The sequence below is a fragment of the Streptomyces sp. NPDC052773 genome, assembly GCF_044547145.1.
GTDB lineage: Bacteria > Actinomycetota > Actinomycetes > Streptomycetales > Streptomycetaceae > Streptomyces.
On the sequence record NZ_JBITZX010000002.1, the window covers coordinates 44,260 to 63,635 of the forward strand.

Sequence of the window (19,376 nt, forward strand, 5' to 3'; positions counted from 1 at the left end):
GGAGACCGGGCCCCCCGACCGGGCCGGGTGACCGGCCCGAGCCGATCCGGTCAGCCCGCCAGCTCCGCCCGCGCGGCGACGAAGGCGTCCACGGCCCGGTTCACGTCCTCGGTGGAGTGCGCGGCGGACAGCTGCACGCGGATGCGGGCCTGGCCCTGCGGGACCACCGGGTAGGAGAAGCCGATCACGTACACGCCGCGCTCCAGCAGCAGCTCGGCCATCCGGCCCGCCTCGGCCGCGTCGCCGATCATCACCGGCGCGATGGGGTGGTCGCCGGGGAGGATGTCGAACCCCTCCTCGGTCATCCGGCGGCGGAACAGCGCGGTGTTCTCGGCGAGCCGCACCCGCAGGTCGTCGGCCGACTCCAGCAGGTCGAGGACCTTCAGGGAGGCGGCGGCGATCACCGGGGCGAGGGTGTTGGAGAAGAGGTAGGGGCGGGACCGCTGGCGCAGCAGAGCGACAATCTCGGCGCGCGCGGCGACATAACCGCCGGAGGCGCCGCCGAGCGCCTTGCCGAGGGTGCCGGTGATGATGTCGACGCGGTCCATCACGCCGTGCAGCTCGGGGGTGCCGCGCCCGCCGGGGCCGACGAAGCCGACGGCGTGCGAGTCGTCGACCATGACCATCGCGTCGTAGCGGTCGGCGAGGTCGCAGATCTCTCGCAGCGGCGCGACATAGCCGTCCATGGAGAAGACGCCGTCGGTGACGATGAGCCGGCGGCGCGCGTCGGACGCCTCCTTCAGCTGGCGCTCCAGGTCCTCCAGGTCGCGGTTGGCGTACCGGAAGCGGCGGGCCTTGGACAGGCGGATGCCGTCGATGATGGAGGCGTGGTTGAGGGCGTCGGAGATCACCGCGTCCTCGGGGCCGAGCAGCGTCTCGAAGACACCGCCGTTGGCGTCGAAGCAGGAGGAGTACAGGATCGTGTCCTCCTGGCCGAGGAACGCAGACAGCCGCGCCTCCAGCTCCTTGTGCACCTCCTGCGTGCCGCAGATGAAGCGCACGGACGCCATGCCGTAGCCCCAGCGGTCCAGGGCCTCGTGGGCGGCGGCGATGACCTCGGGGTGGTCGGCGAGACCGAGGTAGTTGTTGGCGCAGAAGTTGAGGACCTCGCCGGGACGGCCGCCCGCCGTCACGTTCACGGTGGCGGACTGCGGGGTGCCGATGACCCGCTCGGGCTTGTGCAGGCCGGCGGCGCGGATCTCGTCGAGGGTGGCGCGCAGGTCGTCGCGCACGGAGTCGAACATGGAAGAAGCTCCTAAAAGCTGCGAGGGGTTACGCAGTCCAGTCGAGGATGACCTTGCCGCCGCGGCCGCTCGCCGCGTCGGCGAACGCCGCCTCGAAGTCGCGGTAGCCGTACCGGCCGGTGATCACGGGGGCGAGGTCGAGGCCGCCTTCGAGCAGCACCGACATCGCGTACCAGGTCTCGAACATCTCCCGGCCGTAGATGCCCTTGATGGTGATCATCGAGGTGACGATCCGGGACCAGTCGACCGGGAACTCCTCGGACGGCAGGCCGAGCATGGCGATCCGGCCGCCGTGCGTCAGGTTGGCGATCATGTCGCGCATCGCCTCGGGGCGGCCGGACATCTCCAGGCCGACGTCGAAGCCCTCGCGCAGGCCCAGCTCGCGCTGGCCGTCGGCGATGCTCGCCTCGGAGACGTTCAGCGCGAGGGTCGCGCCGAGCTTGCGGGCCAGCTCCAGGCGCTCCTCGCTGACGTCGGTGATCATCACGTTGCGGGCGCCGGCGTGCCGGGCGACGGCCGCGGCCATCAGACCGATCGGACCGGCGCCGGTGATCAGTACGTCCTCGCCGACCAGCGGGAACGACAGCGCCGTGTGCACGGCGTTGCCGAACGGGTCGAAGATCGCCGCGATGTCGAGGTCCACGGGCACCCGGTGCACCCACACGTTGGACGCGGGCAGCGCCACGTACTCGGCGAACGCCCCGTCGCGGCCGACGCCGAGGCCGACCGTCGCCCGGCACAGATGGCGGCGCCCGGCCAGGCAGTTGCGGCACTTGCCGCACACCAGGTGGCCCTCGCCGCTGACCCGGTCGCCCGCCTTGATGTCGGTGACGTCCCGGCCGGTCTCCACGACCTCGCCGACGAACTCGTGTCCGACCACCAGCGGGGTACGGATCGCCTGCTGCGCCCAGCCGTCCCAGGACCGGATGTGCAGGTCGGTGCCGCAGATACCGGTGCGCAGCACCTTGATCAGCACGTCACCGGGGCCGACGGCGGGCTCCGGGACGTCCGCCAGCCAGAGCCCTGGCTCCGCCTTCTCCTTGACCAGCGCCTTCAACGCTACGGCTCCTGAGGGTGAGATCCCGGCCGCGGGCACGCCGAAGCGGCCCGCGACGGGGAGAGGGGTGGAAATCTCCTGGCAATCTGCCGTACGAGGATGCCCCCGGTCCATCGAGGTTTTCTTAAACGGCGCCACAGCTTTCCTTCACACCCCCCGGAGGGGTCAACGCGTGCCGCCCTCCAGGCGTGTGCTGAGGTCCGCGGCGGTCGCCTTGATGGTCTCCAGGCCGGGCCGCCCCCAGGGGCGCGGCGTGGTGTCGGCGACGGACACGGTGCCGAGCACCATGCCGGTGGTGTCGATGAGCGGGGCGCCGAGATAGGAGCGGATGCCGAACTCGTCGACGACCGGGTTGCCCGCGAACCGCGGGTAGTCGCACACGTCCTCCAGGACCAGCGCCTTGCGCCGCACCACGACGTGCGGGCAGAAGCCGTGGTCGCGCGGCAGCCGGCGGCCGATCACCGGCCGGGTGCCGCCGTCGGGCAGGGCCGGTCCGGTCCCCGGGGTGTGCAGTCCGGCGTAGAACTGCCCCTCCTCGTCGAGGAAGTTCACCATGGCGTACGGCGACGCGGTGTGGGCGGCGAGGCGGGCGGCGTAGTCGTCGAGGGCGGGCTCCGGACGCTGTCCGAGGCCGAGGCCGCGCAGCCGCCGGGTGCGGGCGGGGGCCTCCCGGTCCTCGGGGGTGAGCAGCAGACGACCGGCCGGGCGCGGCGGCTGGTAGCTCATGGCCGGGCTCCGTCGCTGTGGGCGGATGTCATGTGCGGCTCCGTGCGGTGGGGCGATGGGTACGGTGTCACCGGTGGGCGCCGTGGCTGGGCGCGGGGACGGCGGGTGGTGTCTGGGCGATCAGATGCCGGACCAGGGTCAGCAGCGTCTGGACGCCGGAGGCGGAGATCCGCGCGTCGCAGCGGACGATGGGGATCCCGGGGTCGAGGTCGATGGCGGCCCGTACCTCCTCGGGGTCGTAGCGGTGGGCGCCGTCGAACTCGTTGATGGCGACGATGAAGGCGAGGCCGCGCTCCTCGAAGAAGTCGACGGCCGCGAAGCACTGCTCCAGGCGGCGGGTGTCGGCGAGGATGACCGCGCCGAGCGCGCCCTCGGACAGCTCGTCCCACATGAACCAGAACCGTTCCTGACCGGGGGTGCCGAACAGGTACAGCACATGGTGGGAGTCGAGGGTGATCCGGCCGAAGTCCATGGCGACGGTCGTCTCCAACTTGTTCTCGACGCCGTCGAGGTTGTCGGTTCCGACGCCGACGGTGGTGAGGAGTTCCTCGGTGCTCAGCGGCGCGATCTCGCTGACGGCGCCGACGAACGTGGTCTTGCCGACCCCGAACCCGCCCGCGACCAGGATCTTCAGCGCGGTGGGAAAGGGGTCGGCGCCGTCGTCGCCCCCGGCGCCGTCGTGGTCGTACCCGGCGCCGTCGTGGTCGTACCCGGCGCCGCGGTCGTGTCCGGCACCGCGTTCACGCCTGGTGCCGCGGTCGTCGTACTCGTCGTACTCAGAGCTGTCGTCGTAGTCCATCGAGCACTGCCTCCAGAAGGGCCCGGTCCGTCGGGGTGTGGTGGTAGGCGGGGGGCTTGGTGGTGAGCGCCCCGCAGTCGAGGAGGTCCGCCAGCAGCACTTTGGTGACCGCCGCCGGCAGCTTCAGGTGGGCGGCTACCTCGGCGACCGAGACGGGTGCGTGGCTCAGGTCGAGGACCTGCGCGTGTTCCGGGCCGAGGTAGCCGAGGGGGGTCGCCCCGGTGGCCATCACCTGCGACATCAGGTCGAGCTGGACGGTGGGGCGGGTGCGGCCGTTGCTGACCGCGAACGGGCGCACCAGCCGTCCGGCCGCGTCGTCGAGCCAGGGCCCGTCGCCGACCGCCGCGCTCAAGGCCTCATCGCCGTGGGTTCGACGGCCTGCTGCCGGGGCGCGGTCACCAGGTACGGGCGCACGCTCTTGACCAGCATCGCCATCTCGTAGCCCAGGACGGCCGCGTCGGCCTCGCGGCCGGCGAGCACGGCGAGGCAGGTGCCGGAGCCGGCGGTGGTGACGAACAGCAGGGTCGAGTCGAGCTCGACGACGACCTGCCGGACGTCGCCGCCGTCGCCGAAGCGGACCCCGGCGCTGCGGCCGAGGGAGTACAGGCCGGAGGCCAGCGCCGCCATGTGGTCGGCGCTGTCGGGATCGAGGCCGTGGACGGACTTCACGAGTCCGTCGCAGGACAGGAGGACCGCGCTGGTGGTGTGCGGGACGCGCTGCACGAGGCCGCTCATCAGCCAGTCGAGATCGGATACATGGCCGGTGGGGGCATCGCTCGCCATGGTGGATCGACTCCTTGGAATACGAAGGTACGGGGAAGCGCCGGGAGGCGGGGTGGGGGTGGTGCGGGGGGTCGTGGTGGTCTTGGGGGCGGCGGGGGCCACGGGGGTGTCCGGGCCCACCGGGCCGGCCGGGGTCTCTGGGGTCTTCGGGCTCACAGGTCTCTGGGTCTCTGGGTCTCCGGGCTCACCGGGGTCTCCGCGGTCTCCCGGCCCACCGGGGTCTCCGGGACGGCACTGGCCACGGGGCGGCCGGGGTGGCGTGGACGGCGGGCGGGGTCATCGGGGCGGTGCGCTCCCGTCGTGCCGGGGCCGGGCGGTGGCGATGTCCGCCGGTTCCAGGCTCTGCTGGGCCTCGGCGAGGCCGATGCCCCGCTGGAAGGCCGCCATCAGGCCGGGGTCGTGGCCGACGTGCCGGTCGTCGTCCTGGCGGGGGGCGGGGCCGCCGCGCAGCTGCGGGACGATGTGCTCCTGGGCGCGGCGCCGGGGCAGCTGGGGTTTGCCCATGGTGCCCCGTACGACTCCGTCCCGCCGCGGCACCGGCGGCGCGCCCTCCCGCTCGTTCACCAGCGCCTGGTCCTCCGGCCGGATACCGGGCACGGCCTCGGCGGGGTTCGGCCGCTCCTCGCGCCCGCCGCGCAGGGGCAGGGGTGCGGGGGCGGGGGTGACGCGGTGGGGGGCGGAAGGGGACCCCGGGGCCGCCTGCGCGGACCGGCCGGTCTGGGAGGGTCCGGCGACCAGCGAATCCGTGCCACTCCCCACGCCCATGCCGGAAGCGGACCCGGCGGGCGCCGCCGTACCCGTACTCGCACCCGCACCCGCACCCGGGGCCGCCGCCGTCTCCGTCCCGGCCGCCGTCGCTTCCGTCGCCGTCGCCCCGAGCAGTTCCTGCGGCACGACGAGCACGGCCTGCACCCCGCCGTAGATGTTGCTCTGCAGCCGCACGCCGATGCCGTGCCGGCGGGCGAGCTGGGAGACGACGTAGAGCCCGATACGGCCGTCCGCGAGCAGGCGGGCGACGTTGACCTGGTCGGGGTCGGAGAGCAGGGCGTTCATCCGGTCCTGCTCGGTGACCGGCATGCCGAGGCCACGGTCCTCGACCTCGACGGCGAGCCCCGAGGTGACGAGGCTGGCGCGCAGCAGCACCTGGGTCTGCGGGGCGGAGAACACGGTGGCGTTCTCGATGAGTTCGGCCAGCAGGTGGATCACGTCCGCGACGGCGTGCCCGCGCAGGGTGCCGTCGATCGGCGGGACGATCTTGACGCGTGAGTACTGCTCCACCTCGGCGGTCGCCGAGCGCAGCACCTCGGTCATGGAGACCGGGTTGCTCCACTGCCGGCGCGAGACGGCGCCGCCGAGCACGGCCAGGTTCTCGGCGTGGCGCCGGATCCGGGTGGCTAGGTGGTCGACGTGGAAGAGGCTCTTGAGGAGGTCGGGGTCCTCGATGTCGTTCTCGAGTTCGTCGAGGATGGCGATCTCGCGGTGCACCAGCGACTGGAGCCGACGGGCGAGATTGACGAAGACCTCCAGCTTCTGCTCGCTGCGGGTCTGGCTGGACAGCTGCGCGGCCTGGACGACGGCGGTGACGGCCCCGTCGTGCGCGCGGGCGAGGTCGGCGGCGAGCAGGTCGAAGTCGTCGGCGTCGTCGGGTGGCACCTCGCGCGGTGTGCGGCGGGGCGGTGTCTCGCCGCGCCGCAGTCCCTCGACGAGGGAGCGCAGATCGGCCTCCCGGCGGGCGCTGGCGCGGCGCAGCGCGCCGACGCGCTCGTGCACGGTCCGGGCGGCGCGCCCGGCGGCGACGGCGGCGATCACGATGCCCGCGAGCGCCACGCAGACCGCTCCGGCGAGGACGGCCCACAGGGTGTGGCTGGTGCGCACGCCGGTGGAGCGCACGGTGAACAGCACGGCCGCGCAGCCGCCGAGGGCGACCGCGACGGGCGGCAGGACCGCCAGGCGCAGCAACTGGGACCGTATGTGGGCCTCGGGCAGTGCGGGGGCAGTGCGGGCGACCGGTCGTCCGTGCCGTCCGCCTTCACGGCGGTCTGCGCGTGCGGCCGGTGCGCGGAGGTGTGACATCGGTGTCCTCGTACTGGTCCGTCGGTCGGGGCCCGGAAGCGCGGTGTCGCGTGCTGCGGGCATGCGCCATGGAGATGCCGGTCGGCGGGACCGGAGAAGCGGCCCTGCGTCGCCCGACGGACACTCACAGTAGTCGCCAACGCATCATGTGCGGTGGGCAGTTGACAAAGTCCCTCGCAAAGCGTCCCGCTCTGGTATGAGGCCTCGTACGACAGACCGATAAGGCCCTGACCGGACCGATCACCATTCGAAGAAGGTCGATCGGACCTGGCCAGGAGCAGTCGACATCGGACCAGGGGTCGGTGCCCCCTTCCCCGCTCCGGCCCCACCCCTCCCGGGCGCGCAACCGGTCGCCGGGCCGTTCACCACCGCCCGCCCCCTCACCCCGCCCCGGGAGCGGGAGGCGAAGGCCTGGGGGTGAGCATCACACAGCGTCACGGACCACCGCGGGTGAACGCACGCGCGGAATTCCTTCAGGACGCACCGGGCGCCGGTCGGGGACATCATGGGAGACGCAGGAGATACAGCAGAGGCAGCAGCAGCCACAGCAGACGCAACGGTGTCCTACTAGCGAGAGCCGGCACGTGATGGCGAGTGGGAAGGCACGCTTCGACGACATCTACGGCCAGGCGGATCCGCGGGCGTACTTCACGCGGCTGGGCCCGTTGGAGTACGAGATCCCGCACCACGCCCAGCCGGTCTTCCGGCGGGTGGCCGCCGAGCGGGCCGCGCTCGACGACGGCCTGCCCGGCGTTCCGGCGGTGCTGGACCTGTGCTGCTCCTACGGCATCAACGCGGCGCTGCTCAACCACGACGTGACCCTGGCCGAGCTGTACCAGCGCTACGCGTCCCCGGCGGTGCGGGAGATGTCGACGGCCGAGCTGGCCGCCTGGGACAAGCGGTTCTACGCCGAGCGGCGCCGCCCCGACGCGCTGCCGGTGTACGGCCTGGACGTCTCGGCACCCGCGGTGGGCTACGCCCGTGAGGTGGGCCTGCTGGACGCCGCCTTCAGCGATGACCTGGAGCAGTCCCCGCCCGGCCCGGACCTGGCCCGCGCGCTCGCCGACGTCGGCCTGATCACGCTCACCGGCGGCGGCAGCTACATCACGGAGCGGACCTTCGCCCGCCTGCTGGACGGGGCGCGGCGTCCGGTGTGGGTGAGCGCGTTCGTGCTGCGGACCGTGTCGTACGAACCCGTCGTCCGCGCGCTCGCCGACCGCGGGCTGCGCACCACGTCCGACACCTCCCGCACCTATCCGCAGCGGCGGTTCACGGACGAGCGGGAGCGGCGGTACGCGATCGAGGCGGTGCGGGCGCTCGGCGGCGATCCGGCGGGGCTGGAGGAGGCCGGGCGCTTCCACAGCGTGCGGTACGAGTCCCGCCCCGGTGCCCCGTGGCAGCCGGGGCGGGAGGGGCGGGAGGGGGCGTAGACGGGCTGCCCTGGTGGGGGCCGGCCTCAGGGTCAGCGGCCGGAGGTGACCGGCCGCGGCTCACCGGCCCGGTTTACCGGCCGCGGTTCAGCGGCCGGGGCGGAAGTCGGACTCGAAGGCGGCGAAGGCGGCTTCCTGGCGCCACTGGACGGCCGCCTTGGGGCTGCTCTCCAGCAGCTGACGGCAGGCGTGGCCGGGCCTGGTCGTGCCGGGGCGCTCGCCGCGGCAGGCGTCGACGGCGCGGTAGCCCTGCGCGGTCGGGTTGCCGCGCCACAGGCTGTCGCCGGGCAGGAAGGCGTACTCGAGGGACGCCCGCGCCAGGTCCTTCAGCTGCGGGTAGGACAGGCCGTAGCTCGCGGCGGCGTACCGGTACTCGTGGCTGATGTCGATCCGGGAGACCCCGGGGTCGTCGGTGGCGAGCACGACGGGTACGCCGTACGCCCGGTACGTCTGGAACGGATGGTCGGCGCCCTTGACGCCGAGGATCTGGGCGTTGCTGGTGAACGGCACCTCGACGGCGACCTCGCGGGCCGCCATGGTGCGCGCCGTGCCCTGCCAGTCGTCCTCGTGGACCAGGTCGACGCCGTGGCCGACCCGTTCGGCGCCGGCGACGTTCACCGCCTCCTTGATGTGGAACTTCAGGTCCTCGGGCTTGACCAGTCCCGGCCACAACTCGCCCGCGTGCAGGGTGACATGGGCGCGTGGGTACGTGTCGCGCAGGAAGGCCAGCATGCGCATGTGCAGGCGGTAGTCGCGCAGCGAGGTCTCCCCGTCCTCGGGCTGGACGAGGTTGACGGCGACGAACCGCGGGTCGCGCTCGGCGAGCCGCATCGCGAGGGCCATCTGGACGAAGACGCGCTCCCGCGCGCTGTTGCGGGACACCTGGGAGATCCAGCGCACCGGCAGCTTGCAGGCCGGGCGGGGGCGGTCGGTGTCGCAGCGGGCCTCTGCGCGGAACTCGGCGGTGGCGGAGTCGGCCTCCTTGCGGGCCTCGGCCACCAGCTTGTCCAGCCTGCCGTCCGAGGTCAGCGCGCGGTGCAGGACGGCGAGGTCGTCGTTCCAGCCGACCTCCGCGGCGAGCCGCTTGGCGCCCTCGGAGGCGGGGGTGGTCATGGTCTCCAGGTAGAACTGGTTGTGGCGGACCACATCGTCGGCGACCTGGGCGAGGAGTTTGCCGGAGTGCCGCCAGGTCACCTCGCCGAACTTGCCGAAGGTGGCGAAGAAGTGGTCGTGGCCGTTGCCGTCCGCCGGGAAGTCCTGCATGGACCAGGCGCGCAGGATCGTGTCGTGGTAGGCCCGGTCCGTGCGGGCGTCCGCGGCGGGCCGGGTGCCCGGTCCGCAGGGCGGGGGTACGGCGGTCGTCGTCGCCGTGTCGATGCACAGGCCGTCCTCGGCGGCCAGCTCGATCAGGTACTCGGTCCGGACCGCACCGGAGAGGTGGTTGTGCAGCTCGCCGCCCTTGGGCAGGCGCTCGAAGAACTCGCGCAGGGCCCGCGGGTTCTCGCGGATCGTGCGCAGATAGACGTCGGTGCGGGCCTCGCCGGTGGTGACGATGCGCGCGGAGCCGGGGCCGCCGACGGAGACGGTGTGGCCCGTGGCGGCGGTGTGGCCCGTGGCGGTGGCTGTGCGGAGGGTGGTGGTGCGGTCGGCGGTGCGGGCCTCGGCGGGCTGTGCCGAGGCGGGCAGCGCGGACAGCAGCGGCAGCAGGCCCAGCGCGCCCAGACCGGCCACTAGCGGCAACCGGCGGGGGCGGGTGGGGCGGTGATGTTCGGCAGTCATCGCCGCATGATCGCGAGCCGGCGGCCGGCCGGGGGCCGTTTCCGGTCGAGTCGTACGGCGATGCCACCCGACCGGAGGACCGCCGCAACATCGGGCCGCCGTGTCGCGAACTGGCGTCAATCCGACGAACACACAGAGGAGTTGGGCGCCACCTCGGCGGTGGAACGCTTCCGCGGGGTCTCCGAGCGGAAGCCGTGGCCCAGCTCCGGGGTGAGGCCGTGGTAGTGGCGGAAGTTGTAGATGAGAGGGCTCCAGAGCGCGGGGTCGATGTGGTGGGTGCCGGGCACGATGACGCGTTCGTCGGCGTGGACGCGCAGCACTTCGCACTCGACGGCGTGGAAGAGGCCCTCTCCGCCGGGATTCAACGCCCTTATCCGCGCCTCCAGTTGCAGACCGCACTCGGCGACCCGCGGCGGCGTCACGAGATGGGAGTCGACGGGGGTGAGCCCGGCCGCGGCGAACTTGTCGGGCTCGTAGCGGTACACCGCCCGCTTGCTCTCCGGCACCGGGTGCGCCCCGGTGAGCGGCGCCAGGCGCTCGACCCGCTCCCACAGCTCCGGCGAGGCGACGTTGATCACCAGCTCGGGCCGCTCGGCGAGGTTGCGCACGGTCCGGCTCTCACTGCCGAGGCCCAGCACGACGTACTGCCCCAGCGCCCACGCGGAGGAGATGGGGGCGAGGTTGGCCGTGCCGTCGTCGTTCTCCGTGGTCAGCAGGACGACAGGGGTGCCGAAGTAGAGGATGCTGGGCCGGATCACGCGATGGGTGCCGGTCTGCGTCTGAGCCTGAGCCTGATGAAGGGTCCGGTGGATGTCGGTCGTCATGCCGCAGACGCTAGGTGCCGGACGTTTCGCCGGCCGTCGAAGTGTCGTCGGCGGACAATGGCGGAGTGACCAGCCCCGACACCCACCCCCGAGAGCCCGCCCCCGACGCCCGGGAACCGGACCTCGCCGCTCTCGCCGCGCTGCTCGCCGACCGGACCCGTGCCGCCTTCTGCCTCGCGCTGCTCGACGGCCGCGCCTGGACGGCGACGGAACTGGGACGGCTCGCCGGAGTCGCGCCCTCCACGGCCACCAGCCACCTCAACCGGCTCGTGGCCGGCGGCCTCCTGACCGAGGAACGCGCGGGCCGGCACCGCCATGTGCGGCTGGCGGACCCCGGCATCGCCGAGATGATCGAGGCCCTGGCTGCCCGGGCCCCGCACACCCACGTGCCCATCCGCTCGCTCGCCGCCGCCCGCCGGCACCGCGCCGTGGCGTTCGCCCGGGTCTGCTACGACCACCTCGGCGGCGCCCTGTCCGTGGCACTCACCGACGCGATGACCGAAGGGGGTTTCCTGGACTGGGAGTTCGGCCCGTCCCTCACCCCGTCCGGCATCGCCTGGCTCGCGGACCTGGGCGTCTCCGGCGGTACCACCCCGCATGTGCGGACCTGCCTGGACTGGACCGAGCGCCGCCTGCACCTGGCGGGCGCGGTGGCCGCCGGGATGTTCCGCCACGCCCTCGACCGGTCCTGGCTGGTTCCGGCCGAGGGCTCCCGCGTCGTACGGCTGACGGAGGAGGGCCGCGAGGCGTTCCGCGTCCGCTTGGGCGTGCCGGACGAGGCGCTGGGCGTGGGGGACTGAGGCCGCCGCGACGACCGTTACGGCCGTACGACACTTGGGCCGGGACGACCGTTACGAAGGCCCGCGCCCGCTCACCGCCCCGGACTCCCCGGTGTCAGCCACGCCGGCTTCGCCGGCGCCCACACCCTGGCCCCCTCCCGCCTTGACGAAGGCGAGCGGCGCGGCGACCAGGGTGGCCGCGGCCATCACCGCGGCGGTGACCGTGGCGTCCCCGGTGAACAGCCTGCTCGCGACACCGGTGAACAGCGTCACGAGCAGCGCACGGCCGCTCATGGTGAGCGAGGAGGCCGCGCCCTGGAGTGCGGGGAAGACCTGGAGGGACCGCCCGAACACCACCGGGTAGAGGGCCGCGAAGCCGACGCAGAACACCACGAGCGCGGCCGTGGTGCCGACCGGCCCGTCACCGAGCAGCAGGAAGAGGCCGACGCCCGCGACGGTGACCGCGATCGCGGCGGCGACGGTCCGCTCCGGGCCGCCGAGCAGGGACATGAGCCTGGTGGCGTACAGGCTGGTGACCGCGAACGACGCCACGACGACGAGCAGATGGGCCGCGAAGCCCAACGTGGACAGCCCGAAGCGGTCCATGTACAGGAACGAACTGGCGGCGATGAACACCATGTACGCCGCGAAGAGCAGGCTCGGCACCAGGGAGGCGGCGAGGAACCGCGGGCTGGACAACAGCCTGCGGTAGTCGGCGGCGACCCGTCGCGCACCGCCCTTCACCCGCTCACCGCCGGTCTCGGGCAGAAACAGGGCCATCAGCACGAGCGCCGCCAGGGTGACGGCGAAGACGACGGCGTAGGTGCCACGCCAGCCGAGGGTGCGGTTGACGACGCCGCCGAGGGCGGGCGCCGCCGTCATGAGCGCGGACATGGCGGCGTTGGTGAGACCGAACATGCGCAGCATGCGGGGGCCGTCGTAGACGTCGGCGATGATGACGAACACCAGGACGACGGAGGTGCTGGCGCCGATGCCCTGGACGAACCGGGACGCGAGCAGGAACCCGATGTCCGGCGCGAGGGCGCAGCCCAGCGCCCCGATCAGCATCACGGTGTTCCCCGCGAGCATGACGGCACGCCGGCCGAACCGGTCCGACAGCGGGCCGTGGACGAGGGCTCCCAGGCAGTAGCCGAGGAAGTTGCAGGTGACGGTCAGCTGGACCGTGGACTCGGACGCGTGCAGCGCCCGGGCGATGTCGGGGAAGCCGGGCACGGACATGTCCAGCTCGACGATGGCGCCGCTGAGCGCGATGACCAGCAGCGCGGGCAGGAATCTGATGTCTCGGGTGTCTCTCATGACCTCGTACGGGACGGACCCGACCGACGCCGAGGGCACACGAGGGCACACGAGGGCGCCGGTCGGGTGAGGGAAGGAAAAAGGGCACGTCGAGCCGAGCCGTCCGCACTGCGGTACGGCTCAGCGGTGCGTCCGAGGTCTTCGGATCAGCGGCCACCAGACACCGTGAGCGTTACGCGGCCCACGCCCCGCCCGCTCACCACCGGTGACCCGTCGCGCCGACTGCACCGACTCCCTCTCCGAACTCCGATGCCTCCCTCACACGAGGCTGCCGCCGCTCATCGTAGAGAGCCGAACACGGGTCACCTCAACCGGTTTTCCCGACCGCATGTCATGATCCGACCTCATGGTCGACCGCTCGCTTTCCCCCTCCTGGCTGGCCTCGTGGACCCACAGAGTCTCGGAGACCCTGACAGTGATGACAGCCGAGTTCGAACGTCGGCACGGCTTTCCCCCTGGCACCAACCAGGTCCGGTCGGCCGGCCACGACGATCACGCCGCGGCTCGCGCACTTGCCCAAGTGAGCCTCGTCCCGGCTGACCTGGTCACCTTCTACGAGAGCATCGGCGACATCACCTGGGAGGACATCGGCAACGGCTGCTTCATCGACCAGGCGAGCGACGTCCTGCTGCGGCTCCAGGAGTACGGCACTGTCGACATGGGCGCGAACCAGAGGGCCCATGGCCTGGTCATCGGCTCGAACGGTGGCGGTCTGTCCTACATCGCAGGCCTCGGCGGAGCGGTCTATCGCACGCGGACGGCGTCGCTCGATGACCCGGAACTCGACAGAGTGGCTGATGACCTGAGGCGGTTTCTGGAGCTGCTGGAGCGGTCCCTGACACGGTTCGCCGCCGACGGCGAGCCGGGATACCTCTAGATGCGCCTCCGGCACCCGTACCGGCGGTCCGCTTGCTCAGCGAGACGCCGGGAAGCACGCGCGGCCCTACCATCAGCCACTGACAATCAGGGCGTGCGAAGTATTTCTTTGAGCCATCAAACGCCTCCTCACATCGGGTGACGTCAGCTCCGATGCCACCACGCAGCCGTCTTCGGCCGACCCGTGGCTCACCACCGAGGTTGGCCGGAAAGAGCGAGCCTTGCTGCGAAGGGCCCGGAGCGAGCGCCATGGTTTCGGCACGCGCCGGTTGGGCGCGTGGTCACTGAGAGGGGAGAAGTCATCTCATCCATGGGAGACGCGGAGGCCGGCATGGCCTTCCAGAACGTCATCACGGCGCTGACCCGGCGGCGCATTCAGCTCTACGACCAGGCGGGCGAGGACTGGCGCTTCGCCGAGAGCCTGAAGTCGGTCAGTGAGGACACGGCCCAGGAGTACGAGGGGCGCGCCGTACTGGAGCTCGTCCAGAACGGGCACGATGCCCTGGCCGAGGGCGGCGCCGGAAGGATCGCCGTCCTGGTCTGCCCGCAGGCCGGCGAGAACGGTGTCCTGTACGTCGCCAACGAGGGTGCGGGATTCACCGACAGCAACTTCCGCGCGATCACGGAACTCGCCCTGTCGGACAAGGGCGCCGGGGAGGGTATCGGCAACAAGGGGCTCGGATTCCGCAGTGTGCTCCAGCTGACGGATTGGCCCGAGGTCTACTCCAAGGCATCACCGTCATCGGCGGAGTTCGACGGCTTCTGCTTCCGGTTCGCGCGTCCTGAGGACGTGCGCAAGCTGGTGGACGACCCGGAGCTGGCAGACCGGGTGATCGAGGACATCTCGCCGCTGGCCCTGCCTGTCCCGGCCGAGGTCACCGATGCCACCCTCGCGGCCTTGGCGGCGGAGGGATTCTCCACGGTCGTACGCCTGCCGCTCCGCAACGAGCACGCGGTGGAGGCCGCGATCGCGCAAGCCACGGAGGCGATCAGTGGCGAGGCACCGCTCCTGCTCTTCCTGGACCGGGTCGGTGAACTGATCGTGGACGTCCAGGACAGCGGGGACCGGGGCGGTCGCCGCGTGCTGACTCGCTCGGTGGCCCCGTCCACGCTGGTTTCCCGGGAGGAGGCAGGGTGGGTCGACGAAGTCGACCTCGCGGAAAGCGGGCGTTATCTGCTGGCCCGCCGCACTCTTGCCCCCGAGGCACTGCGACGGGTGATCGAGCGGAGCGTCGAGGCACGGGAGATCGACGCGAAGTGGCTGAAGTGGGAAGGCGAGGCCTGGGTCGGGATCGCGCTTCGGCTGGACGAAGACCTGGAACGCGGGCTGCTGTACACCTTTCTCCCGATGTCGGATGCGGCCCGTGCCCCGTTCCGTGGCCATGCCCATGCTCCGTTCTTCACCAAGCTGGCCCGGCTTCACATCAGCGAGGCCGTCGGCCTGAACGCGTTCCTTCTGGACCAATTGGCCGAGCTGTGCCTCCGGTTGGTGTCGGCACTGCGGGACCAGGGTCCGTGTTCCGCAGTCCGGCATCTCGTCCTGGACCTCGTGTGCTGGGACGTCCCAACCCGCATCGACAGGGTGCTCGACGGGAGGCTCGCGGACGAGCCGATCGTTCCCCTGGTCGGGGCCGACTCGTGGGGCAGCCTTCGGAACTCGTTCGCATGGCCCGACGGGAAGCGACCCTGGACCGTCCTCACCGCCGAGGTCCTGGCCGAGGCCGGAGCGTGCCTCCTCGATCCTTCCGTCGGGCCACTTCGGGAGGCCCGTCTCCTCAAACTCCACCAGGACCTTCTCGTACGGTCCATGCGCCCTTCGTCACGGACGGCTGCGGCATGGGTGGAGCGCGTCGCCGAACGGTTGCAGCCCGCCGGAGAGGCACAGCCGGTCCCCCTGTGGGCGGACTTCTACGACGACCTCGCGCAGGCGTTCACCGACCGCCCCGAAGACCTTCGCGGCCGGCGGATCGTCCTCGATCAGGACGGCCGGCTCCGACCCGCGCTCGGGGGTGCGGAGGCGGCCGGCAAGAGCGAGCAGACCGTCTTCTTCCATCCCGAGGACGAAGGCGGCAACGGCACCGCTCAGGTACCGAAGACGCTGAAGGCCCTGCGCCGGCGTATCGCTTTCACCCATCCCGGCATCGCCTGGGGACGTCCTGGACGCACCTTTCTCGAAACCCACCGGCTGGTACGCCCGTACCGGCCCGGCCGGGTCTTCGAGGCACTGAGGGATCTCCTCGCCAAGAACCCCTCGGACGCCCTGTGCCGCGATGCCTTGGCCTTCGCCTTCCGTCTCTTCCCCTCACTCACCGAGGGCGAGCGCCGTCGGCTCCCCCAGACGGGCTTCCGCCTGCCCACCGGTGACGGCGACTGGATCAAGGCGGCACGTTGCCTCTTCTCCCCCGCCTGGGGCACCGAGGGAGGCCGGCGCCTGGCGAAGTTCCTGGACGCGGGTGGTGACGAGATCCCGCCTTTGGCGGCCCTGCGTAAACGCCGGCTCAGAGACCCGGACGACTGGCCCGTTCCGGTCAGCGACCTCGCGGCCTACATCGACTTCCTGAAGGCCATCGGTGTCGGCGACGGTCTCCCCCTTGCCTGGGTCGGCGGCAGGCTCGGGACGGCCAACGGCCGGGACATGGAACCGGGAGTCGTGGCCCGGAGGCTGCCGCTCGGCGACAAGCTCGGACAGGCCTGGGCGAAGGACGTCGACCGTACGTGGAACGGCTTCGCCCACCCGTGGACGCCGTACGAGTTCCGCCGGACGATGGCTCACCTGCCCGGTGCCGTCGAGGTCGCGGGGCTGGGCCCGGCCGCCCGCCGAGAGTTCGCGGAGTTGCTGCTCATCGGGCTCCGCACCTGGGGGGACACGGCCTTCACCGTCCCCCTTCACCGTCCGTACCACGACCGGAATCCCGACCCCCACACCTGGCCGAGCCCGCTCGCGTCCTTCCTGCGCTTCATGCCCTGGCTTCCGGTGGAGGGCAGGGACACCGACGGTCCGGCCTTCGTCCCGCCCGACCGTGCCTGGTTCAGCGCCGAAGGAGATCTTCCGGCGTTCGTCCCCTCGCTCCCCCTCTCGGTCCGTCGGGTCCTGGCCGACAAGGCGGTGTCCGAGCGTCTGCGCCGCTGCGGTCTGCGGTTCTGGGACGAATCCGAACACGCCGGGGCGGCTGTGCTGGACCTCGGCGCGATCGTGGCCGCGGGTGGCGTGCCCGACAACCTCAGCGTCTCGTTCAAGAAGCACTACGGGAGGGCGTGGTCCCACGTGGCGGAAGGCGGGCGCTGGCCCTGGTCGGCCGGAGAGCCGGTCCGCCTGGCGGTGGTCCGCGAGCACGCCCTGACCACTCTCACGCCCTCTTCCGAGGAGGAGCCGGTCTACGTCTGCGACGAGTCCGACCCGCTCAAGGAGACACTCGTCGAACTGGCGGGTCACCCCGTCCTGATCGCCGGATCCGACGACGGTTCGAGCATCGCGAAGAAACTGGAGTCGGGCGGAGTGCGCGTGGCCCGGCTGTCCGACGCACGGGTGCAGGTGAACAACCGTGACAAGGAGGCGATCACGCCGTCGGACGACCATGCCCGGCTGACCGAGGGCCGGGAGTGGCTGGTCCTGGTGGTGGCCCTGGTGGTCGAGCTCAAGTCCGGCGCGTTCCTGCGCCGTAGTGAACGCACGGTGCGCTCCCTCCTCGACCGGTTGCGCGCGATCCGGATCGTCCGGACCGAGGAGATCGAGATCCTGATCGCCGGCGAGCGCGTGGAACCCCCGCCGACGACCCGCAGCCTGCCGCTGCCCCACCCCGCCCACCCGACGGTCGTCGTCTGGAACGGCGACCTCGATGGTGACGGTGACTGGGACGAACTGCAGGCGTGCACATCGGCGGTCGCGCAGCTCCTCCACCAGCCCTCCTTGCAGGACGCGATGGAGCTCGCTCTCGTCAAGCTGCAGCGGCACTCGGGCGGCGAGATGCCGGACCACATCGACGACCGCACACTCGCGCTGTCGCTCGACACCACCGAGTCCAGGATCTCGGAACTGCGGCGCAGCCTCACCAACGACTTGCACCACACGGTCCGGCAGCTCCGCCCCGTCCTGGTCTGCCTGGCCGGCACCGACCGGGCCGGCGCGGTTTCCGAGGCCCTCGAAGAAGCCACCGGCGAGGACGAGTTGATCGCCGTCCTCGACAGGTTCCCGTGCACCCTCCCGCTCCCGGCCGCCGAACTGCTCGCCGTCGCCCGCACATCCTCGAAGCCCGCCGAGCTGCGCGAGGCCCTGGGGCTGGACTACCAGGCGTTCAACGAGGCGCTCGCCGCCCTCGGAGCCCCCTACAAGCCCGTCTGCGACCCGGACCTCCACGAGCGGACGTTCAGCCAGTTCGTCCGCGCACACGCCGATGCCGTCCTGGACCGCCTGCGCGAGCGATACGCGCCACAGGCCGCAGGAGGAGGCGACGTGACCGCGTACGCGGCGGCCCGACATCTGGACGACCTCACTCCCGACCCGGACTGGCTGCCCCGCTTCGTCTCCCCTCCCGACGAGCAGATGCGCGCACGAGTCGCCCACTGGCTGCGGTCGCACGGCGCCGAAGACGACCTGGAGCGCCCGGGCGATCTCCAGCCCGTCGAAGAGCTGCGCAGCGTCAACACGGCAGCGCTCGACCGCTTCGTCTCCGTGCTGACGAAACTGGTGCCTGCCTGGTGCCGTCGTCACCGCGTCCCCGTACCGGCCGGCTGGAACAGCGCCCCCATGCTGGAAGCACGGACCGCAGTGCACGGTTCAGGGCTGGCCGACCTTCTCCTCCTCAGCGAGGAGCGGCTCCTGAGCGAGGTGGCCCGCGGTGTAGGCTGGCCGGCCGGCATGCCGCTCAGCGCCGACCCGGGCTTCCTGGGTCTCACGGCCCGCGACCTCGCACAGCCGCCCGTGCCGTCACCCGGCATCGTCGGACCCCGCGGGTCCGTCCAGCCCACGATCAAGATCGGCGAGGAAGAGATCGTCGTGGGGCGAGACCACTTCGCAGCCATCGCCGACCTGGCGGCGCGGACGGTCGACGAGACCTTCCTCGGGCAATCCGGGAAGGTTCGTCTCGACATGATGGCGCCCGTACCGCAACCCCGCCGCACACCGGACGCGAGGACACCGAGGATCGTCGTCTCGCGCAAGGCACAGCTGAGCGAGGAACAGAAAGCGGCCATCGGCCTGGTGGGAGAGGTCTCCGCACGCGCCTGGCTGGAGCGCCGGTACGCCGAGGTTCATTGGGTCTCGGGTTATGCCGCGGTCCTCAACGAGGACGCGGCAGCGTCCGACGGCCACGGCTATGACTTCGAGGTTGCCTGCCGCGGCACCACACGCCTGTACGAGGTGAAGGCGACCAGCGAGTCCGACACGGAGCGGATGGAGTTCGAACTGGGTGTCTCGGAGGAGAGGGCGGCGCGGGAGTACGCCCTCGGCACCCGCTATCGAATCTTGCTGATCACCTCTGCCCTCGATCCGGAACGGCGACGGGTGTTCGAGCTGCCCAACCCATTCGCGGCGGCCGGCCGTAACCGGTTCCGGGTGGTGGGGCGGGGGCTGCGTTACCAGTTTTCGCCGACTCATGGAACGCCCCGCACGATCCCGAAGAAGTAGGAGTGGAGAGGTAACCGCTCTTCGAGGTGATGGCCGTACCCCGGATCCGGTTGCGGGGCGACTGGG

14 protein-coding genes are annotated in these 19,376 nt (G+C 71.8%); 4 read left to right on the forward strand and 10 right to left on the reverse strand.

The features are described 5' to 3' along the window. Positions 1-50: 50 nt before the first annotated feature. From ACIG0D_RS05350 to ACIG0D_RS05380, 7 genes are all read right to left on the reverse strand, one after another. The gene (locus ACIG0D_RS05350) at positions 51-1,244 is read right to left on the reverse strand and encodes a glycine C-acetyltransferase (RefSeq protein WP_166003510.1); all 1,194 of its coding nucleotides are present in this window, start codon (positions 1,242-1,244) and stop codon (positions 51-53) included. 28 nt (positions 1,245-1,272) lie between these two features. Then, on the reverse strand, positions 1,273-2,301 hold the full coding sequence (tdh, locus tag ACIG0D_RS05355; RefSeq protein ID WP_399796406.1) for an L-threonine 3-dehydrogenase: 1,029 nt from the start codon (positions 2,299-2,301) through the stop codon (positions 1,273-1,275). Positions 2,302-2,466: 165 nt separating this feature from the next. Next, on the reverse strand, positions 2,467-3,027 hold the full coding sequence (locus tag ACIG0D_RS05360; RefSeq protein WP_399796407.1) for a GAF domain-containing protein: 561 nt from the start codon (positions 3,025-3,027) through the stop codon (positions 2,467-2,469). Positions 3,028-3,094: 67 nt separating this feature from the next. Then, positions 3,095-3,826, reverse strand: coding sequence for a GTP-binding protein (locus ACIG0D_RS05365; protein ID WP_399796408.1), 732 nt, complete (start codon positions 3,824-3,826; stop codon positions 3,095-3,097). After that, positions 3,804-4,178 carry a DUF742 domain-containing protein gene (locus ACIG0D_RS05370; protein WP_365762866.1) on the reverse strand — a complete coding sequence of 125 codons (375 nt, stop codon included), beginning with the start codon at positions 4,176-4,178 and terminating at the stop codon, positions 3,804-3,806. Before ACIG0D_RS05370 ends, ACIG0D_RS05365 begins: the two co-directional genes overlap by 23 nt. Next, positions 4,175-4,609 carry a roadblock/LC7 domain-containing protein gene (locus tag ACIG0D_RS05375; RefSeq protein WP_399796409.1) on the reverse strand — a complete coding sequence of 145 codons (435 nt, stop codon included), beginning with the start codon at positions 4,607-4,609 and terminating at the stop codon, positions 4,175-4,177. Before ACIG0D_RS05375 ends, ACIG0D_RS05370 begins: the two co-directional genes overlap by 4 nt. A gap of 276 nt (positions 4,610-4,885) precedes the next feature. Next, a complete protein-coding gene (locus tag ACIG0D_RS05380) occupies positions 4,886-6,682 on the reverse strand; it encodes a sensor histidine kinase (protein WP_399796410.1) in 1,797 nt (598 codons plus the stop codon). A 587-nt stretch (positions 6,683-7,269) separates the two neighbouring features. Here ACIG0D_RS05380 and ACIG0D_RS05385 point away from each other — a divergent pair. Continuing rightward, the gene (locus ACIG0D_RS05385; protein WP_399796411.1) at positions 7,270-8,112 is read left to right on the forward strand and encodes a hypothetical protein; all 843 of its coding nucleotides are present in this window, start codon (positions 7,270-7,272) and stop codon (positions 8,110-8,112) included. An 87-nt stretch (positions 8,113-8,199) separates the two neighbouring features. Here the strand turns inward: ACIG0D_RS05385 and ACIG0D_RS05390 are convergent, their stop codons facing one another. Both ACIG0D_RS05390 and ACIG0D_RS05395 read right to left on the reverse strand, forming a co-directional pair. Further along, positions 8,200-9,891: an adenosine deaminase gene (locus ACIG0D_RS05390; RefSeq protein WP_399796412.1), complete on the reverse strand. Its 1,692-nt coding sequence runs from the start codon at positions 9,889-9,891 to the stop codon at positions 8,200-8,202. 116 nt (positions 9,892-10,007) lie between these two features. Continuing rightward, entirely contained in the window at positions 10,008-10,715 is a 708-nt protein-coding gene (locus ACIG0D_RS05395; protein ID WP_399796413.1) for a flavin reductase family protein, read from the reverse strand. 65 nt (positions 10,716-10,780) lie between these two features. Here ACIG0D_RS05395 and ACIG0D_RS05400 point away from each other — a divergent pair, with 65 nt between their 5' ends. Continuing rightward, on the forward strand, positions 10,781-11,515 hold the full coding sequence (locus ACIG0D_RS05400) for an ArsR/SmtB family transcription factor (protein ID WP_399796414.1): 735 nt from the start codon (positions 10,781-10,783) through the stop codon (positions 11,513-11,515). 51 nt (positions 11,516-11,566) lie between these two features. On the opposite strand, the gene ACIG0D_RS05405 is transcribed toward ACIG0D_RS05400, so the two are convergent. Further along, a complete protein-coding gene (locus ACIG0D_RS05405) occupies positions 11,567-12,811 on the reverse strand; it encodes an MFS transporter (RefSeq protein WP_399796415.1) in 1,245 nt (414 codons plus the stop codon). 418 nt (positions 12,812-13,229) lie between these two features. Between ACIG0D_RS05405 and ACIG0D_RS05410 the strand changes: the two genes are divergently transcribed. Together ACIG0D_RS05410 and ACIG0D_RS05415 are read left to right on the forward strand one after the other, a co-directional pair. Further along, positions 13,230-13,688 carry an SMI1/KNR4 family protein gene (locus ACIG0D_RS05410; RefSeq protein ID WP_399796416.1) on the forward strand — a complete coding sequence of 153 codons (459 nt, stop codon included), beginning with the start codon at positions 13,230-13,232 and terminating at the stop codon, positions 13,686-13,688. 309 nt (positions 13,689-13,997) lie between these two features. Further along, positions 13,998-19,310 carry a sacsin N-terminal ATP-binding-like domain-containing protein gene (locus ACIG0D_RS05415; RefSeq protein WP_399796417.1) on the forward strand — a complete coding sequence of 1,771 codons (5,313 nt, stop codon included), beginning with the start codon at positions 13,998-14,000 and terminating at the stop codon, positions 19,308-19,310. The last annotated feature ends 66 nt before the right edge of the window (positions 19,311-19,376 follow it).

Bases quoted from the DNA above. Each gene is read 5' to 3' on its own strand.
- ACIG0D_RS05350 (WP_166003510.1), bottom strand. From the start codon at position 1,244: ATGTTCGACTCCGTGCGCGACGACCTGCGCGCCACCCTCGACGAGATC.
- ACIG0D_RS05375 (WP_399796409.1), bottom strand. From the start codon at position 4,609: ATGGCGAGCGATGCCCCCACCGGCCATGTATCCGATCTCGACTGGCTG.
- ACIG0D_RS05380 (WP_399796410.1), bottom strand. From the start codon at position 6,682: ATGTCACACCTCCGCGCACCGGCCGCACGCGCAGACCGCCGTGAAGGC.
- ACIG0D_RS05360 (WP_399796407.1), bottom strand. From the start codon at position 3,027: ATGAGCTACCAGCCGCCGCGCCCGGCCGGTCGTCTGCTGCTCACCCCC.
- ACIG0D_RS05405 (WP_399796415.1), bottom strand. From the start codon at position 12,811: ATGAGAGACACCCGAGACATCAGATTCCTGCCCGCGCTGCTGGTCATC.
- ACIG0D_RS05395 (WP_399796413.1), bottom strand. From the start codon at position 10,715: ATGACGACCGACATCCACCGGACCCTTCATCAGGCTCAGGCTCAGACG.
- ACIG0D_RS05385 (WP_399796411.1), top strand. From the start codon at position 7,270: ATGGCGAGTGGGAAGGCACGCTTCGACGACATCTACGGCCAGGCGGAT.
- ACIG0D_RS05365 (WP_399796408.1), bottom strand. From the start codon at position 3,826: ATGGACTACGACGACAGCTCTGAGTACGACGAGTACGACGACCGCGGC.
- ACIG0D_RS05390 (WP_399796412.1), bottom strand. From the start codon at position 9,891: ATGACTGCCGAACATCACCGCCCCACCCGCCCCCGCCGGTTGCCGCTA.
- ACIG0D_RS05410 (WP_399796416.1), top strand. From the start codon at position 13,230: ATGACAGCCGAGTTCGAACGTCGGCACGGCTTTCCCCCTGGCACCAAC.
- ACIG0D_RS05415 (WP_399796417.1), top strand. From the start codon at position 13,998: ATGGGAGACGCGGAGGCCGGCATGGCCTTCCAGAACGTCATCACGGCG.